Genomic DNA, 17,027 nt, shown 5'->3' with positions numbered 1-17,027 from the left:
GTTGAGTTGCCGTGGGCCCCAAACTCCCGAAGCTGGGTGCCGATCCACGCACCATCGTCTGCGCACTCACGACCGGGTCGTCCTGATTGGACATGGGACATCCGGCCAAGTAACAGCCCCGCACCCGCGGCGGCTGTTCCCGGCCCCGCACCCGTAGGGGTGTTCCGTAATACGAGTCCACCATCCCGTTCGGGATGGGGCAGCCGACTGAAGAGCGAAGGCGAACGATCGTGCGCACATACAGCCCCAAACCAAGCGATGTCCAGCGTCAGTGGCACGTTGTCGACGCTACCGATCTCGTGCTCGGGCGTATGGCGAGCCAGGTCGCCACGCTGCTTCGGGGCAAGCACAAGCCCTACTACGCGCCCCACATCGACACCGGCGACTTCGTCATCGTCGTGAACGCCGAGAAGGTCGCCCTGACCGGCAAGAAGCTGGACCAGAAGCGCGCCTACCGGCACTCCGGTTACCCCGGCGGTCTGCGTTCGATCGCGTACGCCGACCTGCTGGAGAAGAACCCCGAGCGGGCCATCGAGAAGGCCGTCAAGGGCATGCTCCCCAAGGGCTCCCTCGGCCGTCAGATGGGCAAGAAGCTCAAGGTGTACGCCGGTGCGGAGCACCCGCACCAGGCCCAGCAGCCGGTTCCGTTCGAAATCAAGAAGATCGAGCAGCCCGCCTAGGCGTTCGCAGACTTTTACAGGAAGCACGAGGATAACCGTGGTCGAGCCCACCGGCATCGAAGACGTCGAGCAGGAAATCGCCGAGAACCCGGAGGAGTTCCCCTCCGAGTACACGAGCGAGTCGGACGAGACGACCGCCGCCTACGTCCCCACCGCGTCCGGCCCCAGCGCCGGCACCGGTCGTCGTAAGCAGGCCGTCGCCCGCGTCCGCATCGCCCCCGGTTCGGGCGAGTGGAAGATCAACGGCAAGCCGCTTGATGTCTACTTCCCGGACAAGGTCCACCAGCAGACGGTCAAGGACCCCTTCGTCTCCCTCGGGTTCGACGGCGCCTACGACGTCTTCGCCCGTCTTGACGGCGGCGGCACCAGCGGCCAGGCCGGCGCCCTGCGTCACGGCATCGCCCGTGCGCTGGCGACCCTGGACGCCGAGAACAACCGTCCGACCCTGAAGAAGGCCGGCTTCCTCACCCGTGACGACCGTGAGGTCGAGCGGAAGAAGGCCGGTCTCAAGAAGGCGCGCAAGGCTCCGCAGTTCTCCAAGCGCTAATGCTCATGCGCCGGCTCCTGCTCGGCTGAGCTTTCGCCCGTACGTCGTTCCCTCTGTCGGGGACGGCGTACGGGCTTTTGGTTTTTCCGGTGGCTTTCACCGCCACGCTGAACTTCACCGGCGCCCACTCCGGCGCCGCTTTCGAAAGGGGCTGTCGCCTGTGGCTCGGCTGTTCGGAACCGACGGTGTACGCGGTCTCGCGGGACGCGACCTGACCGCTTCGCTCACCCTGGAACTGTCCATCGCGGCGGCGCGGGTCCTGGCCCGCACCGAGGGGGAGCGTCGACCGCTCGCGGTGGTCGGCCGCGACCCCCGCGCGTCCGGTGAGTTCCTGGAGGCCGCGGTCGTCGCGGGTCTGGCCAGCACCGGTGTGGACGTCGTGAAGGTCGGCGTGCTGCCCACCCCGGCCGTGGCGTACCTCACAGGAGCCCTGGGCGCCGACTTCGGCGTGATGCTCTCGGCCAGCCACAACCCGGCGCCGGACAACGGGATCAAGTTCTTCGCCCGGGGCGGCCAGAAGCTGGAGGACGCCCTGGAGGAGGAGATCGAGGGCATGCTCGGCGTCCCCTCGCCCCCCGCCGTGGGCGACGCGGTGGGCCGTGTCACGGAGTCCCACGACGGTGCCGAGCGGTACACCCGGCACGTGCTGGACTCGCTCCCGCACGCCCTGAACGGGCTCAAGGTCGTCATGGACTGCGCGCACGGAGCGGCCAGCGCGGTCGCCCCCGAGGCGCTGCGCCGGGCGGGTGCGGAGGTCATCGCGATCGGTGACCGGCCCGACGGTCACAACATCAACCAGGGGTGCGGGTCCACCAGCCTGGCGGCCCTCCAGGAGGCGGTGCGGCTGCACGGCGCCGACGCGGGTATCGCCAACGACGGCGACGCCGACCGCTGCCTGGCGGTGGACGCCGAGGGCAACGTGGTGGACGGCGACCAGATCCTGGCGATCCTGGCCACCGAGGCCAAGGACGCCGGGCGTCTGGAGCGGGACACCCTCGTGGTGACGGTCATGTCCAACCTCGGTCTGAAGCTGGCGATGGCGCGCGAGGGCGTCACCGTGGTGGAGACCGCGGTCGGTGACCGCTACGTGCTGGAGGAGATGAAGCGCGGCGGGTTCGGTCTGGGCGGCGAGCAGTCCGGCCACGTGATCCTGCTCGACCACGCCACCACCGGCGACGGTCTGCTGACCGGCCTGCACCTGCTGGCGGCGATGGCGCACCGTGGACAGGGCCTGGCCGAGCTGGCCAAGGTGATGACCCGCCTGCCGCAGGTACTCATCAACGTCCCCGACGTGGACCGGTCCCGGGCCGCGGAGTCCGAGGAGCTGGCCGCCGCCGTCCGCGAGGCCGAGGCGGAGCTGGGCGAGACCGGCCGAGTGCTGATCCGCCCGAGCGGGACCGAGCCGAAGGTCCGCGTGATGGTGGAGGCCCCCGAGCTGGAGCAGGCCACGGCCGTGGCCGAGCGTCTGGCCGGAGTGGTGCGCACCGCCCTCGGGTAGGGCGTTCCTCCCACGATTCCAGCGCGCATCCGGGCACATCGCGGCCCGGGTGCGCGTTTTCGTGTGTGTGCGGTGTGGTGGGGCGGCCCCGGACGGGCCGCTCCCTAGGGTCGGACGGGGATCGCCTGGTCCCCGGCGGGTGGAGCGGAGCGGGCATGATGACGGACGCGCGGTACGGGCACTCCCTCACCGTCGGTGTGGACATCGGGGGGACCAAGGTCGCCGCAGGGGTGGTCACGCCCGGCGGCCGGGTGCTGGCGCGGCTGCGCACGGAGACCCCGGCGCGGAGCAGGAGCGCCACGGTGGTGGAGGACACGATCGTGTCGGTCGTGTCCGAGCTGCGCCGCGAGTACCGGGTGCGGGCCGTGGGCGTCGGCGCGGCCGGGTTCGTCGACGAGCGCCGTTCCCGGGTGCTGTTCGCCCCGCACCTGTCCTGGCGTGAGGAACCGCTCAGGGACGCCCTGTCCGTGCGTCTGGGGCTGCCCGTGGTGGTGGAGAACGACGCGAACGCCTCCGCCTGGGCCGAGGTGCGGGCGGGTGCCGCACGGGGTGTGGACGACGTCGTGGTGGTGAACCTGGGCACGGGGATCGGCGGCGCGATCGTCCTGGGCGGTGAGCTCAGACGCGGGCGCTACGGGTTGGCGGGCGAGTTCGGTCACATGACGGTGGTGCCGGGCGGGCACCGCTGCGAGTGCGGGAACCGGGGTTGCTGGGAGCAGTACGCGAGCGGCAACGCGCTCACCCGTGAGGCCCGCGAGCTGGTGACGGCGGAGTCCCCTGTGGCGGAGGTGCTCTGGCAGGCCGTGGGCGGGGACCCGGCGCTGATCACGGGGCCGCTGGTGAGCGAGCTCGCCCGGAAGGGGGACCGTGCCTGCCGTGAGCTCCTGGAGGAGGCGGGCGGGTGGCTCGGTGTGGGGTTGGCCAACCTGGCGGCGGCCTTCGACCCGGAGCTGTTCGTGATCGGCGGGGGTGTGTCCGAGGTGGGCGAGCCGCTGCTCGGCCCGGCGCGGAACGCGTTCGCGAGGAGTCTGACCGGGCGCGGCTACCGGCCGGAGGCCCGTGTGGTCGCCGCCGCCCTGGGCAACGAGGCGGGCCTGGTGGGCGCAGCCGACCTCGCGCGCGAGGCCCTGCCGAGGGGGCGCGGGCGCCGCCGCCAGCAGCGTCTGGGCAGGGCCCGGTGGTGAGTGTCAGCGCCGAGGGGTCAGCGCCCTCACGTCGACGTCGATGGGGAAGGGCACGTCCAGCTTGAGTCGTTCCCGGGCGACGGTGGTCGGGACGTACCGGGGCGAGGCGGTGCCGTCGAGTTCGTACACGTGGATCGCGGGTCCCGTCTCCTCGGGTTCGATCCGCCAGAAGTGCGGGATCCCGGCGGCCGCGTACTTCATCGGTTTGGTGGTGCGGTCCCGCTCCCGGGACTCCGGGGAGACGATCTCGATCGCGATGAGCACGTCCTCGGGCGGGACGTGGGTGGCCTCGTACCAGTCGAGGTGGTCGTCCCTCCCCTCCGCGAACTCGTAGACGAGGATGTCGGGCTCGGGCCGCTGGTACCTGCCCAGCTTCATTGTCATCCCGACCACGACGTCGACGTTCCCAGACGCGGCTCGTTGGATCTCGTTCGCCAGCCTCGTCCGCACGTGTGAGTGGAACCGGGTCTGAGGGGAGAGCGGGACGAGCGCTCCGTCGACGAGTTCCACTCGGGGTGCCCCCGGCGGAAGGTCGTCCATGCCGTCGGCGGTCCAGCCTCCGGGGGGTGTGAGAAACCGTTCGGGGGGCGGCTCGGCCATCGAATCCTCCTCGGTTGAATCCTGAAGTCCCTCTCAGTGTCGCTGGTCAGGGCGTTACCCGCGATTAACCGAACCCGGTTCTAGTGCGCGGGTCACATTCTCTGTAGAGTGCGGCCATGGATCTCAACGGAATCTCCGCCCTCGTCTCGGGCGGCGCCAGTGGCCTCGGTGAGGCCACCGCCAAGGAACTCGCCTCCGCCGGAGCCACCGTCGTCGTCGCCGACCTCAACGCCGAACGCGGCGAGGCGGTCGCCAAGGAGATCGGTGGCGTCTTCGTCTCCACCGACGTCTCCCAGGAGGACCAGGTCAAGGCCGCGGTGCAGGCCGCCGTCGACACCGGCAAGCCCTTCCGGGTCGCGGTCTCCTGCGCCGGGATCGGCTGGGCCACCCGCACGGTGGACCGGAACGGCAACCCCCACGACCTGGACAGCTACCAGAAGGTCATCCAGGTCAACCTCATCGGCACCTTCAACGTGCTCCGCCTGTCGGCGGCCGAGATCGCCAAGACCGAGCCGGTCAACGAGGACGGCGAGCGCGGCTCCATCCTCAACACCGCCTCCCTCGCGGGCATCGAGGGCCAGATCGGTCAGATCGCCTACTCCTCCTCCAAGGGCGGCGTGATCGGTATGACCCTCCCGGCGGCGCGCGACCTCGCCGCCATCGGCGTCACCGTGAACACCATCGCCCCCGGCATCCTGGAGACGCCCATCTACGGCGACGGCCCGGGTTCGGAGGAGTTCAAGCAGCGCCTCGCCGCCCCGGTCCCCTTCCCCAAGCGCCTGGGCACCGCCGCGGAGTTCGGCAAGCTGGCCCGGACCCTGCTGGAGGTCAGTTACGTCAACGGTGAGGTCGTCCGGATCGACGGCGGCCTCCGCATGCCCCCGAAGTAGGAGGACACCGTGTCCGACGAGGTTCTCTACACGGCTGAGGACGGCGTCGCCGTCATCACCATCAACCGTCCCAAGGCGAAGAACGCCGTGAACGCGGCGGTCGCGGCGCGCATCGCTGAGGCGCTGGACGACGTGGACGCCCGCAAGGACGTCAACGTCGCGATCATCACCGGCGCGGGCGGCACCTTCTGCGCCGGGATGGACCTCAAGGCCTTCATGAAGGGCGAGGTCCCGGTGGTCGAGGGGCGCGGGTTCGGCGGCTTCGCCGAGCGCGGCCCGAAGAAGCCGCTGATCGCGGCGGTCGAGGGGTACGCCCTCGCGGGCGGGTTCGAGGCGGTGCTCGCCTGCGACCTGGTCGTCGCGGCGGACGACGCCAAGTTCGGGATCCCCGAGGTGAAGCGCGGCCTGGTCGCCGGGGCCGGCGGCCTCCTGCGGCTCCAGCACCGCATCCCCCGCAACATCGCGATGGAGTTCGCCCTGACCGGCGACTTCGTCGGCGCGGGGCGCCTGGCCGAGCTCGGTCTGGTCAACCAGGTCACCGAGAGCGGCGGCGCCCTGGAGGGCGCCCGGGCCCTGGCCGCCCGGATCACCCCCAACGGCCCGCTGGCCCTGAAGGTCTCCAAGGAGATCATCCAGGCCTCGGACGACTGGTCCTCGGACCAGATGTGGGACCGGCAGAACGAGCTGGCGGGCCCCGTGTTCGTCAGTCAGGACGCCATGGAGGGGGCGATCGCCTTCTCCGAGAAGCGCGCCCCCGTCTGGAAGGGCGAGTAGCGCTCACCTGCCCGGCGGCCGTCCCCGAGGGGGCGGCCGCCGTTCGTGTTCTCCGAACCATGCGTTCCCGAGTGGTCACGCTCCGTGTGTAGCCTGGGATCTCCATTCCGAACGCCAAGGAGACGGCTTCGTGACCCTCATTCCCACTGGGAGCCGCCCCGCTACCCGGGTCGGGGCGCCCACGATCCTGGCGGTGGCCGACTCGTCGGAGCGGGTCGGGCTCACCGTCACCATGCTCGACCGGCTCTCCGGTGCCGGGACCACCGTCGGACTGGCGGTCGCCCGCACCGACCGGACCCCCTCCCCGGCCCGGATCCGCGACGAGACCGAGGGCAGCCGCCAGGCCGGTCTGCGGGTGCCGGTGCTCACCGCGCGCCAGGTCCGCTCCCTGGTCCGGCGCCACCGCCCCGACGTCGTGCTGCTCAACTGCTCCGGCCCGCTGGTGGAGACGCTGTCCTGCTCCCTGAGGTCCGTGGTGCGCCGGTACCGGCCCGTGGTGGTGTCCGCGCTTCCGCCGCTCTCGCTGCCCGCCACCGAGGGGGAGTGGCTGCACCGCTCCAGGGTCGACCTGCTCGTGGCGCACAGCCGCCGCGAGGTCGCTGAGTACGCCGCCCTGGGCGAGGGGCTCGGCGTCCGGGGGGAGGTGGGGCTGGGCAGCCTGCCGTTCGGACGGCGGACGGAGGGCGCCCGGCGTGACCGGATCGTGTACGCGGCCCACCCAGGGGCGCCGGACACCGAACGCGGGCGCCGGGGCGTCCTGCTGGCCCTCACGGAGCTGGCGGAGGGCCGACCCGACCTGGAGGTCGTCGTCCACCTGGGACGTGAGCGGGGGGAGCGCCACCCGTTCGTGGAGTCCTGGCGCTCACTGGTCCGCGCCGACCTGGCCGAGGACCACACGCTGGTCTTCCGCTCCGGGCGCCTGTCCGACCAGCTGGACCGGGCGCGCGGCCTGGCGGCGGTCGGTTCGGCGGCGGTGGTGGAGGCCGTCGCGCACCGGGTGCCCACCCTCGTCCTCACCGACTTCGGGGTCGGCCCGGAGCAGGGCAACGCGGTCTTCGAGGGCAGCGGCCTGCTCGGCACCCTCGCGGACGTGCGCGCCACCCGGTTCCGGCGGCCCAGCCGGGAGTGGGGAGAGCAGAACCACTTCCACGCGCCCGAGCACGACGACTGGGTGGACCGCCTGCGCGTCCTGCACGGGCGCAGGCTCCGGGGCGAGCTGGGGTGAGGCCCGCCGCGGTCAGGACTGGTTGCCCTCCTCCACCGCTTCCTCCTGGAGCGGCAGGGCGGCCTCCGCGAGGGTGAGCTCCGCCTCCGGCGCCCGGTTCGCGGCGGCCAGCAGGTAGGGCTCCATGACCATCGCCAGCGACTGGGAGAAGGAGTAGGAGAAGTGGTTGGTGTCGTAGTACACCAGCTGGTTCCCGATCACTCCGTGGCACACCTCCTCCTGGCACAGGTAGTTGGTCATGTCCAGGAACCGGGTGTTGGGCGGGACGTCGGTGAGCTCCTCGTAGGGGGCCTCCGCCGCCATCGAGTTGGACCTCGGCTCCGAGCACTCCGACCGGTGGTTGCGGTCGGTGCAGTCGGGGACCCGGAAGGAGAACCGGGGGGTGTCCCGGACCGCGACGACGTCCACGCCCCGCTCGTCCAGCTGGCGCCAGCGCTCCACGAAGCCCTCGGGGACGTGCTCGTCGGGGCCGGTGCGCACACTCGTCAGCGAGGCCAGGGTGAAGACCGTGTCCGGTTCCAGCTCGTCCAGCGCGGCCATGACGTTGTCGTTCCACCGCGTGCACTCGGGGTACTCCGCACCCCGGTACCACTGCTCCTCGGCGCTGAACTGGCAGGCGTTCTTGGTCATCGTGACCAGCCGCCACCCGTGCTGGTCCGCGAGGGTCTCCAGGGCCTGGAACCAGTGCCGCACGTGGGAGCTGCCCACCAGGGCGATCGTGTAGTCGGAGCGCACGTCCCCGAACTCGCAGGTGACCACCTCGGGCTGGTTGGTCAGCGCGTTGCACTCGCGGGTCTGGTCGATGGTGTCCCGGGCGACCGTGGTCGTGTCCGGGTAGATCGGCAGGGCGGGCAGGTTCCGCGCCAGGTCCTGGTCGAGGTGGACGGCGGCGCCCGGGTAGGCGAGCGGGTTGGAGCTGAGCTCGGTGCGCAGCTGCCGGTCGCGTTCGATCGACTGCCCCCACAGGGACCCCGCAACCAGCACGGGGGCGACGAAGAGCACCCCGGCCGCCAGTGACCACACCGGGGCGCGGAGCCCCCGGGTGGCCCGGTTCACGCCGCCGTCCACCAGCCAGCTCGTGGCCAGCGCCGCCGCGAAGGACACCCCCAGGACGAGCAGGCCGCCGCCGGGGGTGGGGCGGTCCAGCCCGGTCAGCTCCAGGTGCAGGACCAGCACCGGCCAGTGCCACAGGAACAGGGTGTAGGCGTGCCCGCCCAGCCAGGTCAGCGGACGCGCGCCCAGGAGGCGGTTGGCGGACAGGCGGCCGTTCGCCGCCCGGCCCGCGCCCGCGAGGATGATCAGCAGCGCGGCCAGGGTGGGCCACAGGGAGGCGTAGCCCGGGTAGGCCAGGGAGTCACCGATCACGAACCCGCACAGGACCAGCGCGACCAGGCCGAGCCATCCGGCGGCCGTGCGCGCCCAGCCGGGCAGGTCCACCCGGTGCACGAAGAGCGCGAGCAGGCCACCCAGGGCCAGTTCCCACAGGCGGGCGCCGGTGTCGAAGTAGGCCCACACCGGCTCGGTGGAGGTGATCCACAGCGAGTAGGCGAAGGAGGCCGCGAACACCGAGCCGACCGCCACGGCGGCGCCCCGGCGGACGGAGCGGCCCAGCCGGGCGGCGACCAGTGCGGCGACGCCGACCAGAACGGGCCACAGCAGGTAGAACTGCCCCTGCACGGCCAGGGACCAGAAGTGCTGGACGGGGCTGGCGGCGGAGTTCTCCGCCATGTAGTCGACCGATCCCAGCGCCAGGTGCCAGTTCCCGTAGTAGAGGGCGGCCGCCCACACGTCCTCGATGACGGTGGTCCACTGGGAGCGCGGGAAGTACGCGTGGGCCATCAGGAGGACCGCGGCGAGCACCACCGCCCCCGCGGGGAAGAGCCGTTTGACCAGCTTGGTCCAGAAGGCGGCGAGGTCGACGCGCCCGTCGCGCTCCATGGCCCGGACCAGCGACCCCGTGATGAGGAAGCCGGTGAGCAGCAGGAAGACGTCGACACCGCCGGAGACCGTGCCGAACCAGATGTGGTAGACGGCGATCAGCAGGGCGGCGACGGCGCGCAGCCCCTCGATGTCGGGGCGGCGGCGGGTCACGCGGGGTGTGACGGGGTCGTGGGCGCGGTTCAGGGCGGGAACGGACACGGGTCTGCCTCGGGCTCGAAGGAGGTGAGGGCAGGGGCCAGCCGGGCCGTTCGGTGCTTGCGACGGGGTGCCGGAACGCGGTGGGGGCTGAGGGAGACGCCCTGCCGGTCCAGTATCAGCAGCACCGGGGTGTGTCCTGTGTGAGGTACGGGCGCTGTTGTCGAGTCGAGATGGAATCTGTGTGAATGCGTATCCCTGAACAGGGGAAACGTGTGTGCCGGGTCACATGTGAGGTTGCGGGTCCACCCGCACGGGGTTCGTCGCCCCGGCGCTCCCGTGGGGTGCGCCGAACCTCGCGTTCATCACGATGTGTCCCGATCTTGGTTCGTGTGAACCCCTTCGTTCACTTCGGCGTCTTCCTTTGGCTGACGAACACAACAGAGATGCCCCGGAGTACGGCCCTGACCGCGCCGGACCCCGGTCTTCGGTCCCCCCCTGCGAACCCGCTGGCGCCGAGATCCCCCAGGCACCTCCGACGACGGCCACGTGGCCACGGGTCCCGCATACCCCGTGCCACGAGTTGCCCTACGCCGCCCCTCCGTGGCGGCACCCCCAGAACATGCCTGGAGTCACCGGAATGTCATCCTTCACCCTCCAAGACGTACGGGAACAGACCTACAAACCACGCGACTCGTGGTGGACGGTCTGGCTGGTCGATCCCCTCGCGTCCCGCCTGGTCCGCTTCACCGCCAACCGCACCTCGATCACCCCCAACCAGCTCACGCTGGCGGCCCTGGTCCTCGGACTGGTCGCCGCGCTCTGCTTCTACCTCGCTGACTGGTACTGGCTGCTCACCGGGGCCGTCCTCTTCCACCTGAGCTTCGTGCTCGACTGCATGGACGGCAAGATCGCCCGGCTCAAGGGCAACGGCTCGGTCTTCGGTAGCTGGCTGGACTACGTCTTCGACCGCATCCGCGTTCTGATCTGCGGAATCGCCCTCATGGGCGGCCAGTTCGCCGTCACGGGGAACCCGCTCTTCCTGTGGGTCCTGCTGGGCATCGTCTTCACCGACATGTTCCGGTACCTGAACTCGCCGCAGATGGCGAAGGTCCGCTCCGCCATGCGCCGCCACATCGCGCAGGCCATCCGCGAGGTGGAGGAGCACGCCCAGGACCAGGACACCAGCGGCGTGCGCCGTGTGGCGGCCGGGTTCGACGACGACGGTGCGGGCGACGACGACGGCGTCGCCATCGGCCGGGTCGAGCAGGTCAAGGCCCCGGTCGCCCGCGCCGAGAGCCGGTCGGACGAGCCGGAGGACGCCGACGGGGCCGACGGAGCCGAAGGGGCCGACGGCCCGGTCGTCCTCACCCCGAACCGCAAGGCCAAGGCGCTCCAGAGCACCGCGCTCCAGGAGGGCTTCCACCAGCGGTTCCCCTGGTACCGGCGCTACCGTGACGTGCTGCGCGGGAGCCGGATCCGCCCGCACCTGTTCAGCGGTATCGAGTTCCAGATGGGCGTGTTCATCGTCGCCCCGCTGGTCGGGATGTTCTCCCCCGTCGGCATGGTGGTGACCATCATCGCCTCCGCCGCCATGATGCTCGCCTTCGAGATGCTCATCATCTACAAGCTGTGGCTCTCCACCCGGGAGTTCGCCCGGGTGACCCGGGACATCAACCAGGCCCTGGAGGAGCTGGAACTGGCCGCGCCCGAGAACCGGAAGGCCGCCTGACACACACCCTGACGAGAGTGGGCCCGCGCGAGGATCGCGCGGGCCCACTCTCGTCGATGACCGTCTCCGGCCCCGTGGCGGTCAGTCGGCCACGGGCACCGGGGTGTCGGCCGGGCCCCGGAACGGGTCGGCCGGGATCGGCTCGGCGGTCGTGCCGAGCGGGAAGTCCAGCAGCGCCCGTTCGTAGAGGTCGTTCACGGCGGTGTCGAACCGGGTCAGCGAGTCCGGCTCGTCCGGGCCCAGCAGGTACTGCTTGAGCACCGCGCGGCGTCCGGCCAGCTCGTCGCCCTCCGGCTCGCGGGCGGCGGCCAGGACGGTCTCCAGCCCGGCCAGCCCGGGGCGCAGCACGTAGCCCGCGCCCGCCGACGGGAACTGCCGACGGAACTCGTCGTCGTCGGTTCCCTGCATGTCCACGATCGCGTACGGCTTCCCGCTGGCCACGAAGTCCGCGACCACGCTGGAGATGTCGCTGACCATCACGTCGGACTCGTTGAAGCACGAGAGCAGCGACGGAAGGGTGTCGGTGACCACGTGGTGGCGCAGTGGGCCCGAGGAGGTCCAGTACAGGGAGTGCCAGCGGTCCAGCAGCTCCCGGTAGCCGACCAGGTCCTCGGGGGACACGTGCCGCTCCGAGGCGCCCTCCCGGAAGGCGTCGATCCGCTCCCGCAGCTCGGTGAGCTCGCGCACGGCCTCGGGCGTCACCGGCTCCAGGCGGCCGTTGGCCTCCTCGATCAGCTCGATGATCCGCCGGTGCGCCGCTCCGGCGGCGGGGGCGCGCCGCCCCAGCAGCGGGTGCGGTTTGTAGATCACCCTGACCGGTTCGGGTCCCCTGACCAGCCGTTCCACCAGCTCCAGCCCGGCGGTGTCCGCCGAGGTGAGGTAGTTGTTGTCGTCCACGCCCTCCCAGGTCGGCGCGTAGATGACGGTCGGTACCGCGCGCTGTTCGGGCGGCCGGTGCCCCCGCACCTCCACCAGCTGCGGACGGCCCACCTCGACCACGTCGCGGTCGTCGATGGCGTGCCGGACCCGCTCGTAGCGGTCGCGGCCGCCGCGCCCGGCCACCCAGATCTCGTCGAAGATCCGGCTGACGCGGTTGCTGCTGGGCAGCTTGTCGCTGTCGCCGTGGCCGACGAACACGTGCTTGATCTCGGCGCGCTGGATCAGGTGGATGTTCTTGCCGGTGTTGCCCGGGTAGAGGGCCACCCGCACCGCCGAGAGGTCCAGGGCGGCCAGGTCGTCGGCGCGCGGCACGCACACCACCGGCAGGGAGGTCGGCTCCAGGTGCGGCAGGTTCCCGCGTTCCCGGAAGATCACCAGCGCGCGCCGGTCGCCCTTCTCCAGGGCGTCCAGCCACATGTTCGCCTGGTAGACGGCGTTCTGCTGGCCCACACCGAAGGTGAAGTACAGGACCACCTCGGGCTCGATCCCCCGCAGCGCGCGGTTGACCTCCTCGATGACCTCCTCATGGGAGGGCATCCGCAGGTGGGCCAGGAAGACCGGGACCACGAACCCGACCGCGACCACCGCCAGGAGGATCGTGAGCGCCGCGCCGGCCTCGGCCAGGACGGCCGGGCCGCCCGCGAGATAGCCGACGGCGCCCAGGACCAGCGGGAGGTCGGCCAACAGGAGTCGGCTCATGGACAGTTTCCGCAGCGGCTCGGGGACCTCGGGCACCCCGAGCGCGGACAGGTCCAGGTTGCGGGTCTTCACCGGCATCCTGGCCCGGCGGAACACCTGCTGGCGGAGCAGGTCGTAGGCGAGGGTCAGGACGAAGAACGCGGCCACGGCGCCGACGGTCCACCAGTAGGCGGGGGTGCCGACCGCGTCCACGGAGGCGTACAGCGCCAGCACCAGCACCTGACGGGCAAGGGTGCGCACGGTCAGGCCGAACCGGATGCGGCTCAGGACCTTGCCGAGCGCGGTGACGCGCTGGGAGACCAGCCACTCGGTGGCGTACAGGACCAGCGCCAGCGCGCCGAAGACCCAGACCTGAGCCAGGGCGACCTCGATCGCCTGGAGGAGGAAGGTCAGACCCATGATCCCGAGGACGGCCAGGGCGGTGCGGTCCAGCCCGAGCCGCGCGAGGTAGTTCTTCACTTCGCCGCTTCCCGTTCCTTCTCGTGCGTGCGGGCTCCGGCCGGGGACAGGGCGGGGCCGTCCCGGCGCACGTCGACGACGTGGCCGGTCAGGTCGGAGAGGAGGACGTCGACGGAGGTGCGGGCGACCTGGTCGGAGCTGAGCAGGCTCCCCGCGGGCTCGTCACCGAAGGCCCTGGTGCGCATGGGCGTCTGGGTGCGCTCGGGGTTGATGCAGTTGATCCGCACCCCGTCGGCGGACCACTCGTCGGCCAGCGCTTGGGTGAGGTTGACTGTGGCGGCCTTGGTGGAGGAGTAGAGGCTGTACTCGGCGCGGCCCCGCGTGTAGGAGCTGGACGTGTAGAGCAGCAGCTGCCCGCCGGTCCGGGCCAGGTACGGGAAGGACGCGCGGGCGATGTTCACCGGCGCCAGGTAGTTGACCCGGAGGGTGTCCTCGATCTCGGCCGGGTCGGTCTGGTCCAGGCGGCCGATGCGCAGGACCCCGGCGGTGTTGACCACGAAGTCCACCCGTCCGGTGGCGGTGTAGGCCTGTTCCAGGGCACCGGCGACGTCGTCCGGGTTGGCGACGTTGGTGCGGGTGGCGCTGCGGGAGTAGCGGAAGACGCGGGCGCCGTGCCTCTCGGCCAGGTCCGCGACCCCGGCGCCGATGCCGTAGCTGCCGCCGAAGACCACCACGGTCCTCCCGGAGAGCTCGCGGGCGTACTCCTCCTCGGACAGTTCCGGGGTGGCCGAGGTGGCGAGCTGGAAGAGCTTGTCCGCGATGAAGATGTCGACCGGCTGGGTGACCTTCATGTTCTGCTCTTCACCGGCGACCACGTGGATGGGGACGTCGGGGGAGTAGCGCAGCACGACGGAGCAGTCGTCGGTGGCCTCGAAGCCGGGGTCCTCCCACGCGCGCGTGTAGGCGTCGCGGATGGCGGAGAGCCGGAAGGCCTGCGGGGTCTGCCCGCGGCGCAGTCGCGACCGGGTGGGGACGTCGGTGATCAGCTCGTCGTCGACCTCGATGATGGTGTCCGACGACGGGATGGCCACGTCCACGGCCTCGTGGGTCTCCAACGCCGTCACGCAGTCCTCGATGATCCGCTGGGAGAGCATCGGCCGGACGGCGTCGTGGAACAGGACGTTCGTGGTGGGCGCGGGCAGGTGGGCCAGCGCGTCCAGGGCGAGCTGCGTGGTGGCGTTGCGGGAGGTCCCCCCGGGGATCACCTGGGTGACCTTGGTCAGCCCGGCGCGGTCGACGATGTTCTGGGCGTCGGTGACGAAGCCGGGGTTCATCATCACGATGACCTCGTCCACCCGCTCGGCCCGCTCGAAGATGGTGAGCGTGTGCTCCAGGATCGTCTTCCCGGCGATCTTGAGCAGCTGCTTGGGCGTCGCCAGGCCGATGCGTTGGCCGCTGCCTCCCGCCAGGACGACCGCCACCGTGCGGGTGGCGGGGGCGGGGATGGGACGCGGGGTGGTGATATCAGGCAAGTTCGTCTCCCGTGGAACTCGTGGAAACTCTGTGCCCGACCTTGGGGGGACAACGTGCTCGGTGGCGGCACGTCAGGCCGAGTCGCGGATGACCGTGACGCCCCGTGGGGTGAAGGGTTTCGCGGATGGTGTACTGACGCTTTTCTGGTGTTCACGCACCATTCGTACGAGAACTCCACATTGATGACGGCATGGGGCACGATCCGGTTCACACGCCGGGTTGACGTGTCGCCCACGGGGACGCGGTGGCGTGAGTGTGCCTGAGAGGTCCGCTGGCCGTCGTTCCCCACGTGGCGGATGCCCGGGGGATGTACGCAGATTTCGACGTTACCCCCCTCTGACCACGGAAAACAACGAAACATGCCGTGCTGTTCGGCACGCTGTGTCCGGTTGGTCGGCCCGGGAAGCGGGGCCGGGCCCGGCGTGTCGGGAGATGCCGGACACGGACCCCGCGCGGTCGTGGACCGGGTCAGTGGCTCCGCGTTTCGGTGCGCGCCCGGGAGAGGAAAAGGGTCGACCCCGGTTCTCGCATGGTCACTGGCCATTGCGAGGAACCGGGGTCACGGTGTCACGGGGGCGGGGTCAGGCCGCGGGCTGGGCGGGCCTCCCCGCGGCGGCGAGGTCGGCCTCCTGCTGGCGGCGGTCCGGGACGAACCGGCCCAGCGCCCAGTGCAGCAGCAGTGCGCTGAGCAGTGCCACCACCCAGCCGTAGTCGGCCAGCGGGGCCAGGAACCCGATGACCGGGCCCGAACCGAGGTCGGCGCCGCCCACGGCCAGCAGGGCGCCCACACCGAAGGCCACCAGCGCGCGCCAGTTCCAGCCGCGCGAGTACCAGTACTCGGAGTCGCGCGTGTAGAGCGCGGGCAGGTTCACCCGGGTCCGGCGCAGCAGCCAGTAGTCGGCCAGCAGGATGCCCGCCACCGCGCCGAGCAGGCTGCCGACCGTGCCCAGCCACGAGAAGATGTAGACGTTCTCGTCCTCCATGAGCTTCCAGGGGAAGATCATGACCCCCAGGAACGACGTCGTGATCGCGCCCACCCGGAAGCTGAACCAGTTCGGCTTCAGGTTGGCCAGGTCGTAGGCGGGGCCGACCAGGTTGGCGGCGATGTTGGTGGACACGGTCGCCAGCAACACCACGAAGATCGCGAAGAGCAGGCCGATCCCGCTGCCCATCTGGTTCACGACGTCGATCGGGTTCCACAGCGCCTCGCCGTAGACGACCGACGTCCCGGCCGTCACCATCACCGCGATCAGCGAGAACAGCGTCATCGTGGTGGGCAGGCCGAGCGACTGGCCGAGGACCTGGGAGCGCTGCGAGGAGGCGAACCGGGTGAAGTCGCTGATGTTCAGGGTCAGGGTCGCCCAGTAACCGATCACGCCCATGAGCGAGGGGAAGAACAGCACCCAGAACGACGGCCCCCAGCCGAGGCCGTCCTCCGTGCTGAGCATCGGGCCGAAGCCGCCCGCCTCGAAGGCCATCCACACCAGCAGGGCCACGCCGCCGACGGCCATCAGCGGCGCCGCCCACACCTGGAGTTTGCGCACGCCCTCCATGCCCCACAGGATGATGGCGACCTGCACCAGCCAGAACAGGCCGAACGACAGCCACAGCGTCCACGCGTAGCCGCCGATCGCGGCGGCGCCGGTCCAGGAGTCACCGAACAGGCGACCGGCCAGGACGTACACGCCCTGCCCGCCGACCCACGTCTGGATGCCGAACCACCCGCAGGCGACCGCGCCGCGCAGCAGGGCGGGCAGGTTGGCGCCGCGCAGTCCGAAGGAGGACCGGGCGAACACCGGGAACGGGATGCCGTACTTGGCGCCCGCGTGGCCGGTCAGCACCATCGGCAGCAGCACGATCAGGTTGCCCAGGACGATGGTGACCATCGCCTGCCGCCAGTCCATCCCGGCGGCGATCAGCCCGCTGGCCAGCGTCCACGCGGGGATGCTCACCGACATGCTCACCCACAGCGCGGTGAAGCTCCCGGTGCCCCAGGTCCGCTTGGACATGGGGACGGGCTGGAGGTCGTCGTTGACGAACGGGCCGTCGGGGAGCGTGGTGCCCTCGGGCATCGACACCCGGCCGTCGGGGTGCACGACCTGGGACGTTGACTCTGGCGCGGATGGCGTGTGGGACACGGGACACCTGTGTTTCGGTGGTGCTGACGGGGAGCGAGGTGCGTGGGCGCGACGCCGGGCCCACGCGCGTGCGGCCTGTGCGAGACCCCGGGCATACCCGAAATATCCTGATC

Annotated in this window: 13 protein-coding genes; 8 read left to right on the top strand and 5 right to left on the bottom strand. The window is 71.0% G+C overall.

Going from position 1 to position 17,027, the window contains the following annotated elements:
• Positions 1-230 precede the first annotated feature (230 nt).
• The 4 genes from rplM (at position 231) to AC0VYL_RS24365 (ending at position 3,909) form a co-directional block, all read left to right on the top strand.
• Positions 231-680 (top strand): 50S ribosomal protein L13, encoded by a 450-nt coding sequence (gene rplM, locus AC0VYL_RS24380; protein WP_378738514.1) that lies wholly within the window; start codon positions 231-233, stop codon positions 678-680.
• A gap of 37 nt (positions 681-717) precedes the next feature.
• Complete coding sequence (rpsI, locus tag AC0VYL_RS24375; RefSeq protein ID WP_017542976.1) at positions 718-1,227, top strand: 30S ribosomal protein S9; 510 nt, start codon at positions 718-720, stop codon at positions 1,225-1,227.
• Positions 1,228-1,387: 160 nt separating this feature from the next.
• Positions 1,388-2,725 (top strand): phosphoglucosamine mutase, encoded by a 1,338-nt coding sequence (glmM, locus tag AC0VYL_RS24370; RefSeq protein WP_475481603.1) that lies wholly within the window; start codon positions 1,388-1,390, stop codon positions 2,723-2,725.
• Between the two features lie 155 nt (positions 2,726-2,880).
• Positions 2,881-3,909, top strand: coding sequence for an ROK family glucokinase (locus AC0VYL_RS24365; protein ID WP_475456304.1), 1,029 nt, complete (start codon positions 2,881-2,883; stop codon positions 3,907-3,909).
• A 3-nt stretch (positions 3,910-3,912) separates the two neighbouring features.
• Here the strand turns inward: AC0VYL_RS24365 and AC0VYL_RS24360 are convergent, their stop codons facing one another.
• Positions 3,913-4,509: a Uma2 family endonuclease gene (locus tag AC0VYL_RS24360; protein WP_475456302.1), complete on the bottom strand. Its 597-nt coding sequence runs from the start codon at positions 4,507-4,509 to the stop codon at positions 3,913-3,915.
• A 116-nt stretch (positions 4,510-4,625) separates the two neighbouring features.
• Here AC0VYL_RS24360 and AC0VYL_RS24355 point away from each other — a divergent pair, with 116 nt between their 5' ends.
• The 3 genes from AC0VYL_RS24355 (at position 4,626) to AC0VYL_RS24345 (ending at position 7,398) form a co-directional block, all read left to right on the top strand.
• The gene (locus AC0VYL_RS24355; protein WP_475456300.1) at positions 4,626-5,399 is read left to right on the top strand and encodes an SDR family NAD(P)-dependent oxidoreductase; all 774 of its coding nucleotides are present in this window, start codon (positions 4,626-4,628) and stop codon (positions 5,397-5,399) included.
• 9 nt (positions 5,400-5,408) lie between these two features.
• Positions 5,409-6,173: a crotonase/enoyl-CoA hydratase family protein gene (locus AC0VYL_RS24350; protein WP_475456298.1), complete on the top strand. Its 765-nt coding sequence runs from the start codon at positions 5,409-5,411 to the stop codon at positions 6,171-6,173.
• A gap of 130 nt (positions 6,174-6,303) precedes the next feature.
• Positions 6,304-7,398, top strand: a complete 1,095-nt coding sequence (locus AC0VYL_RS24345; RefSeq protein WP_475456296.1) for a DUF6716 putative glycosyltransferase — start codon at positions 6,304-6,306, stop codon at positions 7,396-7,398.
• A gap of 12 nt (positions 7,399-7,410) precedes the next feature.
• Here AC0VYL_RS24345 and AC0VYL_RS24340 read toward each other — a convergent pair whose 3' ends face one another.
• Positions 7,411-9,537, bottom strand: a complete 2,127-nt coding sequence (locus AC0VYL_RS24340) for an acyltransferase family protein (RefSeq protein WP_475481602.1) — start codon at positions 9,535-9,537, stop codon at positions 7,411-7,413.
• Between the two features lie 577 nt (positions 9,538-10,114).
• Here AC0VYL_RS24340 and AC0VYL_RS24335 point away from each other — a divergent pair.
• Positions 10,115-11,206: a CDP-alcohol phosphatidyltransferase family protein gene (locus AC0VYL_RS24335; protein WP_475481601.1), complete on the top strand. Its 1,092-nt coding sequence runs from the start codon at positions 10,115-10,117 to the stop codon at positions 11,204-11,206.
• Positions 11,207-11,287: 81 nt separating this feature from the next.
• Here the strand turns inward: AC0VYL_RS24335 and AC0VYL_RS24330 are convergent, their stop codons facing one another.
• The 3 genes from AC0VYL_RS24330 to AC0VYL_RS24320 form a co-directional block, all read right to left on the bottom strand.
• Positions 11,288-13,303: a glycerophosphotransferase gene (locus AC0VYL_RS24330; RefSeq protein WP_475481600.1), complete on the bottom strand. Its 2,016-nt coding sequence runs from the start codon at positions 13,301-13,303 to the stop codon at positions 11,288-11,290.
• Positions 13,300-14,775, bottom strand: a complete 1,476-nt coding sequence (locus AC0VYL_RS24325; RefSeq protein WP_475456288.1) for an SDR family NAD(P)-dependent oxidoreductase — start codon at positions 14,773-14,775, stop codon at positions 13,300-13,302. The genes AC0VYL_RS24330 and AC0VYL_RS24325 overlap by 4 nt, the downstream gene beginning before the upstream one ends.
• 582 nt (positions 14,776-15,357) lie before the next feature.
• Positions 15,358-16,914 (bottom strand): NCS1 family nucleobase:cation symporter-1, encoded by a 1,557-nt coding sequence (locus AC0VYL_RS24320; RefSeq protein WP_475481599.1) that lies wholly within the window; start codon positions 16,912-16,914, stop codon positions 15,358-15,360.
• Positions 16,915-17,027: the final 113 nt, after the last annotated feature.

The sequence above is a fragment of the Nocardiopsis sp. iso_238 genome, assembly GCF_056173325.1.
The sequence above is the reverse complement of the archived record's forward strand: the minus strand, read 5'-3'. Positions and strand labels throughout refer to the sequence as shown.